Below are 537 nucleotides of genomic sequence, written 5' to 3' on the forward strand. Positions count from 1 at the left end.
TCCTTAACATACGAAAAACGGTGATTATCCTGCGGCCTGGAACCGTTCCAGGTCGACGGGTCCGGTCCCGTCGTCCTCGACGTTGGGATCATCGGGGACGAAGAAGAAAAAGGAGTGCCGCCATGGTCGCGAAGAAGCTGCGAGAGCCTCCCGTCAGCGCCGACGCCGCTGATCTCGCCCTGGGAGTCCGGCTCCGGCAGATCCGCGAGGCGCGCCGTATCTCCCGGCGCATCGTGGCCGCTGGCCTCGGTGTCTCCCCGCAGCAGGTCGAGAAATACGAGACCGGCCTCACCCGCCTCTCGATCGGCCGGCTGCTGCGCTTCGCCGCAGTGCTCGACGTTGCGCCCGCGGCGCTGCTCATGAACCTCCATCCCGGAGCCGGCGCCGACAGTCTCGGCCCCGACGACCCCATCTTCGCCGACGCCTGCGCTGCCTTCGGGCATCTGGCCCGGATTCGCGAATCGGGGCTGCGCAACGCGATGCTGAACGTGCTGGCGATGCTGGCGGCCCAAGCCGGCACTGGCACCGGCTCTGGCG

1 protein-coding gene is annotated in these 537 nt (G+C 68.2%); it reads left to right on the forward strand.

Annotated features, from left to right (window positions below; genetic code table 11):
- Nucleotides 1-122: 122 nt before the first annotated feature.
- Nucleotides 123-537 (forward strand): helix-turn-helix domain-containing protein (locus tag AC1DWF_RS38030; RefSeq protein WP_476843574.1); only part of this gene is annotated, 415 nt, incomplete at its 3' end.

It is taken from the genome of Aminobacter sp. P4_D5 (assembly GCF_056401815.1).